A 10340-nucleotide genomic window follows, 5' to 3' on the forward strand; every position below is an offset into this window, starting at 1 on the left:
CAAATTCATTTTAATAATTTTTTAACATATCTTAAGCTAACAAGCATTGGAGATGTCAAGCCGATGAGGTATTTCTTTGAACCGAATTTGAGCATGCGAAATTTTATAACTTTTGAACCCCTTAATGTCATTCCATCTAAGATTCCAAAAAAAAATCTTAATGCTTTTTTATCTTTATTACAAATTGCTCGAATAATATGAACCTCAACAAAACTTAACAAGTGTTTGTTATTTGTCAAATAATTGTTTATAAAATACTTACTCGCTTCAATATTCATACTGGCACTCATTTGATTCGAGCGTCCTTCATGAATTATCATGTAGGTGGAATTATCATAATACAATATTTCACCCGCATCATAGCATCGAATCCCAAGTCCCCAATCCTGATGTTTTTTCATCAAAGGATCGAATAGTGTTCCTTTATGAAATTTTTTGTCAATGGATACAGTAGACGTTCTAAAATCCCCATTATTTAAAAACAAATAATCTCTCATATCTCCATTAGAATATTCTGGCCTATAGGTAATCATTTTTTTACTATTTATAACCGTTGTATACCCGCCAAAATATACACCATATTCAAGTGTATCCATTAATTTATTTCTATTAATTATATATTCAACAGTAAAACAATCATCTGAATCTAGAAAAAAAACTTTTTCAAAATTTGAATTTTCAAATCCTATATTTCGTGAATGCGCCGCATTGGTTTTTTCTTTTTTTTCAATAACTTTTGCAAAAGAATATTTTTTTAAAATATTTTTGATAATGTTAATATCGTCAGATTTATCATCGACAAGAATGACTTCTACATTAAAATCGGCACTTGAATTTTTTATGCTTTTAAGTGTCTGGTCAATATAACTTGCGCTATTATAAATTGGTATCACCACCGAAAAACTATTTCGTATTGCTCGCATTAGTGCCCTCTTCAATATACGTCATAAACTGAAACCGGTTGTTAATGGCAATAAATTTTTTTTCTGCATAACTGCATTTTAGAGAGCAAAGAATCCATAACATATTCCATGCTTTTAGAGAAAAAATTAAACAATATATTTTAACCGAATTTTCAAAAAAATTATGACGTAAACTTTAATTTTAATTTTTCTGATAAATTCTTATTTAATGTCATTTCATTAAATTCATCTTCGATTTTTTTGCGGGCATTAAGCAAAACACTATGCACATCCGTTGTGCCCTGGATAATAGATTCAATTATTTCAGCTAATTTTACATCATCAAATTCCGGAGCCAACCAGCCACTAACACTATTTTCAACTAATTCTGGTATGCCACTATGAAATGTCGACACTACCGGCAAACCACAGGCCATTGCTTCCATCAATGCTACAGGTATCCCCTCCATATCCCCATCCGTTCCGGTAACTGAGGGCAAAAGAAAAATATCAGCTTTTGCTAAAAGGACCTTAACCGAATCTTGTGTTTTGAATCCTGAAAGCTCAACTTCGTTCTCAAGTTGTAACTTACTAATCAAACTTGTAAGCTGTCCTTTGAGAGGCCCATCGCCAATGATTATATACCTAAATTTTATATTAAACTTTTTCAAAAGCGCGCAGGCTTTTATGGCAACGACCAATCCTTTCTTTTCATTCAAACGTGCGACACTGATTATATTAATGGAATCTTTATTTATTAAACGAGGCTCAAAGGCAAAGTCATCTATGTTTACACCCATATGCGATACGCTAATCTTTTCAGCTGGACATCCCATTTCTTCCAATCGCGATTTCCAAAGTTTACTAATAGGTAATATTAATTCAGTTTCTGCGAATAATTTTTGATAATCATTTAAATATTTTTTTACTGTATCTTTGTGAGAGATATCGGAGCCATGGAATATCGTACAAATGGGCCCACTAATGACACCCAACTGCCTCAATTTAAGGGCAAATACTCCTTCAGTGCCAAAATGGGCAATAAATACATCCGAAATAAAGGGTCTTGGATTGAGAGCAATCACAGATGGTAAAAGTAGGTTTTTTGCATGCATACCATACTTTCTGACATTCATTGCTTTACGCACATCGCTTCGATAAAAACTCTTACCTATATTTTTTATGCGATTTATTGTTTTGCTGTTCTTACTTCTTGTTTCTTGAGGATTTAGATAATGGGTTTTTTCTTTTAAATTATATTTAATAAATTTTTCGTGTTTATTTTTAAAATTCCCTGGCCAGATCGATAAAATTTCTACATCATGCCCTATATCGATGAGCGCAGTTATTTGATTAAGCACAAATGTTTGCGATGGCAAAGGAAAGTGCGCAAGAAAGAATGTTACTTTCAATTTGTTTCTCCACTAGCATAAAGTAACCACAGGCATGATTATTGTCACATCTGTGAAACTACAAAATAGATACCAATATAAATAATGCAATTTTTTCAATCTAACCTACATAGGGTTTAGGAACAACAGATACTCATTTGGAGCTTTGAATTTTAAAAAAATTACTAAAATTATAGTAACTACATAATATATTTGACATATATAGCTACTTGTCAAAAATAATTCGAAGAACAATGCATATTCCTGAAACAAAAAACGACTATTTTTTGGTTGATTTGTACTCATATTCGTAATAGCCATAGCTACTATATGCATTGCTTGCTTTTTTGTAAACAGAGTTTAGAATAACTCCTTTTACCTCAGTGCCATTTTGATCAAAGCGATTAATGCTTATTTGAATTTCTTTTAGAGTATTGACTCCATATCGAACCACCAATAATGTGGTGCCTACTAGACGGCCAATTATTGCTGCATCTGTGACAGCTAAAATTGGAGGAGTATCTATTAAAACAAAATCATATTTTGATGATACATCAGCAAGAAACTTCTCAAATTGAGCACTCATGAGCAGCTCAGACGGATTTGGAGGAACTTGTCCGCGAGTTATAACATCAAAGCCTTCAACACCAGCATTTTGGATACATTGTTCCGGGCTACATTGGTTGGATAATACCTCTGATAAACCAAGTTCATTATCAAGGCCTAATAATTCATGCACATATCCTTTTCTAAGGTCCGCATCTATAAACAATACTCTTTTATTCGTCTGGGCTATTAAAACGGCAAGATTTGTTCCAATAAAAGTTTTACCTATTGATGGGCTTGCGCCAGAAATCATTAAGATATTGTTCTTAGCCTCAAGCATAGCAAAATGTAGACTTGTACGTAGACTCCTAACTGCTTCGATCGCAAGGTCAGTTGGATTACTATAAGCGAGCAGTTTTTCAGCATGCTTCTTTTTAACATTTCTATTCAAACTATTTTCGCGGTCTAATTTTTGCTGCCATTCAGAAAGCGGGACACTTGCATAAACATTAATACCGGCCTCTTCTAATTCAGCGGGGCTTTCTACACCACGATATAGAATAGTTTTAAATAAAATTATCAAGACGGAGAAAACCAGCCCAAGCACTATTGAGCCCGCAACAATGATCAGCACTTGAGGTTTTACCGCACCGGCTGTAGTAACAGCTTTATCAATAATACGGACATTGCCGACCGTGCTGGCTCGGGTGATACTTAGTTCTTGCTGCTTATTTATAAGCTGCATATATACTTCCTGCCCCGACTGGACATCACGTGTCAGTCGTAAAATCTCTTGCTGTGTTTTTGGCAGCGCGCTAACGCGATCAGAAAGCTTTTTCTTCTCATCCTCGAGCGTTTTTCTGTTTTCCAATAAAGTTCTATATGCTGGATGCTCTTTTGTATACAGTTTTGAAATTTCAGCTTCTTTAAATGTTAACTGATTTAATTGCGAGTCAAGGTTAACAAGGCTTTCAAGAACAGAACGTGCTTCTAAAGATAAATCTACAGAATCATTTTGTTGGCGATAATTATTTAGCTTGTCCTCGGACTCTTCTAATGTAGCTCGTACCTTGGGCACTTGTACATTAAGAAATTCTAGGCTTTTTTCTGCTTCCTCAGATTTGCGTTCTACATTCTGTAGTAAATAATTTTGAGTGATTGTATCGAGCGTTGTTTTGATAAGACTTTTGTCAGGGCCAGAGTAGACTAGTGAGAGGACTCCGGTATTTTTGCCAGTATCTTGTATTATTAAATTATTTTGGATATTAGTGATAACGTTTAAATCAGGCAACCGCGTAATAGTGAATGTAGTATTAGGCTTTGCATCTATTCCACTTACTAATAACGAATAATCACCATTTACAGCTAATTTATTGACTTCACCATTGAGTATCTCTTCACCGTCATTATATAAAGTGTAATGTTGACTATCCTTAATAATCAGCTTTAACGGCTCATTATATTGGGCATCTGGTATGCTCAATCTTGAGATCGCTATTTTTCCAGGTTCCTCATTACTTAAACGAGACCACCCTTTACCAAATATTGGAAAGTATTTTTGTTCGATAGTCACATTCAAGCCGAGGTCGTTTACTGTTTTACCAATCACCATTCTTGATTGGATCAATTCAATCTCTGCGGATGAATCAGGCTTCGTATTAGATAATAAGCTGCTGATATTATCCATAATCTGACTACCAGCATTCTGTTCGACCTGGACTAAAGCATTAGCTTGATAAACTGGCGTAGAAAACAAGCAGTAGAGAATTCCAAGTGTCGCAAAAAGGGATGTAATACCTATTATCAACCATTTATGATCGATTACTGTGCCAATCAACCGGCCCAGGTCAACTTCATTGCTATCCTCTGATGAGACGGATAAATTATTTTTATTCAACATTCCAATCCCTATTCAACTTAGTTTACTCGCCCATTTGTGTGCAGCATTATCAAGCAAAATGTAGGTAGCCTGAAAGGCTTCCAAGCTTTTGTGATATGGGTCCGATATTTCCTGTGATGTCCAATGTCCAAAAAGCATGACCTTACCTCTAGCTTCAGGCACTAATTTGCAGACTGCTTGAATATGTTTTTTCTCCATTACCAGAATTAAATCATAGTTTCTGCAAAGTTCTTTCGTCAGTTGCTTAGCACAATGATTTTGTAGCGAAAGATCATTCTGAGCCGCAACGCTAATCGCATTATCGTCCGCCTCGTAACCAGTTAGCGCACTAATGCCCGCAGAATCCACTATTTTATTCGGCAGATATTTTTGCAGTAATCTTTCACCGGTAGGTGATCGGCAAATATTGCCGATACATACGATTAAGATTTTATCGAACATCAATCAATTGCTCCAAACACCAGCATTACGGCTACCGTCAGAGATTGTTCGAGTGCCACTAATTGTTGGAACCAATTGTCCGATGACGCGGTTCCAACGTGTTATAGGTGCAGTTGTAACATAGACAATATCATAAGGTTGTAATTTGAATTCTGTCCCCAAAATTAATGCGGTAGCATCGGAGAGGTCTAATTGATATACATTAGCTATCTTAGCTTTTGGACCTGCATTCCTGATTGGCCTGATTACAAATATACCTGTCGCATCCGAAGTTGTCTGGTTAATACCTTCAGCATTTCCTAATGCTTCTGTAAGAGTCATTCCACTTCTATCCATTCTTAATGTAGCCTGTTTTGTTACTTCACCCATAACAAACACTTTAAGATCGTCATTGCGAGGTATATACAAAATATCTCCTGGATAAAGAAGACGGTTTTGATGAAGATCTCCGTTCTGCATTAATGCTTGAAGAGATATAATTTCTTCTTTACCATTATGGGTCAAAACAACATTTCTCCAGTCAGCATCAGTAGTCAGACCACCAGCTTTATTAATCGCATCCAATATCGTCAGAGGTACGTTCGTTATAGCCTGCTCTCCCGACTTGGAGACCTCCCCGGTAACGTAGGCTTTTTGCGATCGAAATGTTGCGATACTGACATCTACCTGTGGGCTTTCAATATATTGCGCCAAACGATTAGATATCTCGGTTCTGACGTCGCTTACAGTGCGTCCCAAGACCTTGATTTTTCCAATATAGGGATAAAAGATTGTGCCATCCGAATGTACCCAGTTGCCAGAGTCACTCGAGCTACGATAAGTACCTGCGGGTGTTGTTAATTCAGGATGATCCCATACGACGACACTTAACACATCGCCGACACCGATTCGATACTCGTAATTTTGTAGTTCTCGGTCGAGAGGAATATTATTTTGGGCGATAACAGGCTTGCTACGCAACTCGTCAACTAATGCTGGTGTCATAGGAAAAACATTGACATAGCTTGCAATATTAAAATCACTATCGTCTTGTTTTATAACGGTTTTCCCACGAGTTGTCATATTTGTGCCGGTTAGCACAGTACAACCGCTGAGCACACTGAGTGACACCAAAAGCGGCATCAACTTAAGTTTTGTTTTCATCATTGAGTTATCATCACTATCGCTGTTGCTCGGGTAAAAAGCGTATCCATGTCTTTGGTATCGCCTTACGCAAGGGTGTTAATGCCAAAAAAAGCCCCAAAACTTAGCGCTGTTCATCATTTTACTCGGTATGCCCTGCTCGTCTTCCGCCATGGCTCAACTCACCGAGGCACATCGCGTTTATAGCGTTATAGCTAATTGACCAAAAATAGCAGATAAATTCAACTATAAACCTTATGTTTCTGATCATATTTGATCTGGTATTCATTTACTGGCGGTTCTCGATGCACAAGCTGCGATGTTATGCATAGAGCGTAGCCGCTTCCTTGGTGAAATGCTGGATTTCTCAGGGTTAATGTGACGAAAATTTTGCTCTAAAAAATTGTCTAATCTTTTGCTAAAGGTTTAGTACTGATGGCCGATATAATCTAACGTCTTTTTTTAGCCATAGATCAGGTCATTTATTAGCCAATAAATCTACTTTTTTCATTCGAGTTTCAATCCTGGGCACGGTGTCTCTTCACGCGCACTCGTTGCTACAGCCTTTGCTTTGACTTTTTTTATAGCAAAGCACGTTGTGATTACCGGCCGGTTTAAGGCTGGGGGGTATACTCATGTCTTAGTTTCTGCCAGACACGCTACCGCCCTTGGCTTGTAGCTACCAATGCACTGGCAATCTTCTGGTCGGGATCCGGTTGTTCTCAGGGGCCAGGTTTGGTGCGCCTAACCCACTCTAGTGAGTGCTCAGTCACAAAACCGCACATTCCCTGTCTATCTCTTGACCAAAAACTAAATAATTGGCACAACATATGCCTCATCATTGTTATACTAATTATTAATTATCTCTTTACAAGGTTTCCATGCCCCCTCCCCCGCGTTTTAGGAATAAGACTACCCTCAGGTTTGCCGCATTAAACCTTCTGCTGGTTAAATAACCATCACCGCTGCGCTTCTTTTACGCGATCTATCTGAGAAATAACAAATTCTTATCAGTAAGCAGCCTTGATGGATTCACTTCCACTAAGCAATTTTTTAACATTAATAAAGCAACTCTATAATAAGCAGTTTGCAGGGGTTTAGGGCGCAGGTCAGTGATAGGCGTTACATATTGATTACCAATGCTAATGTTTTCTTCGTGTATCACTTTTTCCCTTTGTGTCGGCTTATGTCGTCCCTTAGTGCCCTCAGGAGCAATCATCGGTTGAGTTTTACCGCGTTACCTCCCATCATTCCCAACAGGATAATCTTTGATATAGGTAAACTACCTCTTATGGAATGGATCGCCGATCCGACGATTTGGGCAGGTCTGGCTACGTTGATTGTGCTGGAACTGGTGTTGGGCATCGATAATCTGGTGTTTATCGCCATCCTGGCCGAGAAGTTGCCGCCGGGCCTGCGGGACCGGGCCAGGATCGTGGGGCTAGCCTTTGCCCTGCTGATGCGTTTGGCGCTGCTGGCGTCGATGTCGTGGCTGGTATCGTTAACCGCGCCGCTGTTTGTCGTTTCAGGACACGCCTTTAGCGCCCGCGACCTGCTTATGCTGGCCGGGGGTGTGTTTTTGATATTTAAAGCCACCATGGAGCTTAACGAGCGGTTGGAGGGCCAGGATGAAGAGGCGCGGGCGCAGCGTAAGGGCGCGCGTTTCTGGCCGGTCGTCGCGCAAATCGTTATCCTGGACGCGGTGTTCTCGATTGATTCGGTGATTACCGCGGTCGGCATGGTGGATCACCTGGCGGTGATGATGGCGGCGGTGATGGTGGCCATCGGCGTGATGATGCTGGCAAGCAAGGCGCTGACCCGCTTTATTAACGCCCATCCCACCATCGTTATCCTTTGTTTAAGCTTTCTGCTGATGATTGGCTTTAGCCTGGTGGCGGACGGTTTTGGTTATCATATTCCCAAAGGCTACCTGTACGCCGCCATCGGCTTCTCGGTAACCATAGAAGCGTTAAACCAGTTGGCGCAGTTTAACCGCCGGCGGTTCCTGTCCTCATCTGTGCCATTGCGCCAGCGCACCGCCGAGGCGGTACTGCGCATGCTGAATGGTAAACATGAAGAGGCGCAGCTGGACGCGCAAACCTCCGCCCTGATTGCCGATAGCGACGGCGAGGGGCAGGAGGTGTTTAACGAGCAGGAACGGCGTATGATCGAACGGGTGTTGGGCATGGCCCAGCGCACCGTCAGCAGCGTGATGACCTCGCGCCATGATATTGAGCATATCGATTTACGCGATCCTCCTGAGGTGATTATCCCGCTGCTGGAAAATAACCAGCATACGCGCCTGGTGATCACCGAGGATAGCGCTTCCAACGAGCCGTTGGGCGTGGTGCATGTTATCGACCTGCTGACCCAGCAGTTGCGCAACGAGCCGCTGAACCTGCGATCGCTGATTCGCCAGCCGCTGGTGTTTCACGAGCAACTGTCGCTGCTGCTGGCGCTGGAGCAGTTTCGCGAGGCGCATACGCATTTTGCCTTTATTGTCGATGAGTTCGGCTCGGTGGAGGGCATTATTACCCTGAGCGACGTGATGGAAACCATTGCCGGCAATCTGCCGCTGGAAAACGAAGTGGTCGACCCGCGTCATGACATCGTGCAGCACGACGACGGCACCCTGACGGTGAACGGTTACCTGCCGCTGGAGGATTTGGTCGGTTATATCGACATTCCATTGGAGGAACGGCGGGAATACCATACCCTGGCGGGATTGCTGATGGAGCATACGCAGGCAATCCCCAAGGAAGGCGACACCCTGCGTATTGATAACTATTTATTCGAGATACTGGAAGTCGAGAGCCACCGCATTTTAAAAGTGTGGATTACACCTTCTGTCACGAGTTAGAACCAAGACATGTCAAGATACTGATAACACACCTTAAAACCCAAACTTTGGGCTATGCCAAGCGTTAGGGTGCTGGATTTGATTGATCTCTTCCCATTAAACAGGACCAAGCTAACCTGAGGTTTTCTGCCCTTCTTTTCCTTAAAAAGAGGCAATCCAGCCATGAAAAAGATCCGCTGTACCGAAGAGCAAATTGCTTTTGCCCTGAAGCAGGCCGAAACCGGCACACAGGTGGGTGAAGTGTGCCGAAAGATGGGTATCTCTGAAGCCACTTTTTATAATTGGGGAAAAAGAAATTCGGCGGGATGGGCGTAACGGAGCTGCGTCGTCTGCGGCAGCTTGAAGATGAAAATCCACGTCTAAAACGGCTGGTTGCCGACCTGAGTCTCGATAAGGAAATGCTGCAAGAGGTACTGAAAAAAGTTTTAAGGCCGGCTCAAAGCGCGAAATAGTCGTATTTTTGCAAGACGCATATCGAGTGGTCGTGAGGCGGTCTTGTCGGCTGGCGATGATAAGTCGTACGGTTTATGGCTGTCATTTTTGTCGTGATGATCGTTCGGTAACGATGCATATCCGGGAAATAGCGGAAACCCGCATCCGTTATGGCTGCCCGCTCATACATATCCAGTTGAGACGCGAAGGCTGGGTCAATAATCATAAAAAAACTCATCGTATTTATTGCCAGGAAGGACTGAATCTACGGCGAAAACGCCCCCGTCGCCAAGTGAGTGCGGCGCACCGACTTGAACGACCATTGTTATCAACTCCGGATCAATGCTGGAGCATGGATTTCGCTGCTGATATCTTTTTAACGGGCGCCGGTTTAAGGCGTTAACTGTGGTCGAAAATTTTAGTCGGGAATGCCTGGTGATCCATGCCGGCCAGTCGCTCTAGAGCGTGGATGTGGTGGCGGTGATAGAGCACCTGAGATTGATGCACAATCGTGTACCAATAAGGATCCAGGCCGACAATGGCAGCGAATTTATCTCAAAAGCGCTGGATAGAGGGGCGTACGAAAATAAGGTCACCATGGACTTCTCACGCCCAGGTGTGCCTGTAAGTATCCCGTATAACAGAGCCAGTTACTTTTAGAGATCTTCCGGCATAATGAAGATGCCAACGAGGAGATCACTATGCGCAAAGCCCGTTTTACCGAGCACCAGATCCTGGCCGTTATT

General features: G+C 41.6%; 6 protein-coding genes and 1 pseudogene. 2 read left to right on the plus strand and 5 right to left on the minus strand.

The genetic code is table 11. The annotated features are described in order from the left end of the window. Positions 1–5 precede the first annotated feature (5 nt). The 5 genes from GRH90_RS06130 to GRH90_RS06150 form a co-directional block, all read right to left on the minus strand. Positions 6–923, minus strand: a complete 918-nt coding sequence (locus tag GRH90_RS06130; RefSeq protein ID WP_162365037.1) for a glycosyltransferase family 2 protein — start codon at positions 921–923, stop codon at positions 6–8. Positions 924–1084: 161 nt separating this feature from the next. After that, a complete protein-coding gene (locus tag GRH90_RS06135; RefSeq protein WP_162365038.1) occupies positions 1085–2314 on the minus strand; it encodes a glycosyltransferase in 1230 nt (409 codons plus the stop codon). A 259-nt stretch (positions 2315–2573) separates the two neighbouring features. Continuing rightward, positions 2574–4739, minus strand: a complete 2166-nt coding sequence (gene wzc, locus GRH90_RS06140; RefSeq protein ID WP_162365039.1) for a tyrosine-protein kinase Wzc — start codon at positions 4737–4739, stop codon at positions 2574–2576. Positions 4740–4751: 12 nt separating this feature from the next. Continuing rightward, positions 4752–5180, minus strand: a complete 429-nt coding sequence (locus tag GRH90_RS06145) for an arsenate reductase/protein-tyrosine-phosphatase family protein (RefSeq protein ID WP_162365040.1) — start codon at positions 5178–5180, stop codon at positions 4752–4754. Between the two features lie 3 nt (positions 5181–5183). Beyond that, positions 5184–6326, minus strand: coding sequence for a polysaccharide export protein (locus GRH90_RS06150; RefSeq protein WP_162365041.1), 1143 nt, complete (start codon positions 6324–6326; stop codon positions 5184–5186). 1267 nt (positions 6327–7593) lie between these two features. On the opposite strand from GRH90_RS06150, the gene GRH90_RS06155 reads away from it, so the two are divergent. Further along, entirely contained in the window at positions 7594–9162 is a 1569-nt protein-coding gene (locus GRH90_RS06155) for a TerC family protein (RefSeq protein WP_162365042.1), read from the plus strand. A 162-nt stretch (positions 9163–9324) separates the two neighbouring features. Then, positions 9325–10218, plus strand: a pseudogene (locus tag GRH90_RS06160) (IS3 family transposase); the annotation flags it as partial. Between the last annotated feature and the right edge of the window lie 122 nt (positions 10219–10340).

The sequence above is a fragment of the Acerihabitans arboris genome (assembly GCF_010131535.1).
GTDB classification, from domain to species: Bacteria; Pseudomonadota; Gammaproteobacteria; order Enterobacterales; family Enterobacteriaceae; genus Acerihabitans; species Acerihabitans arboris.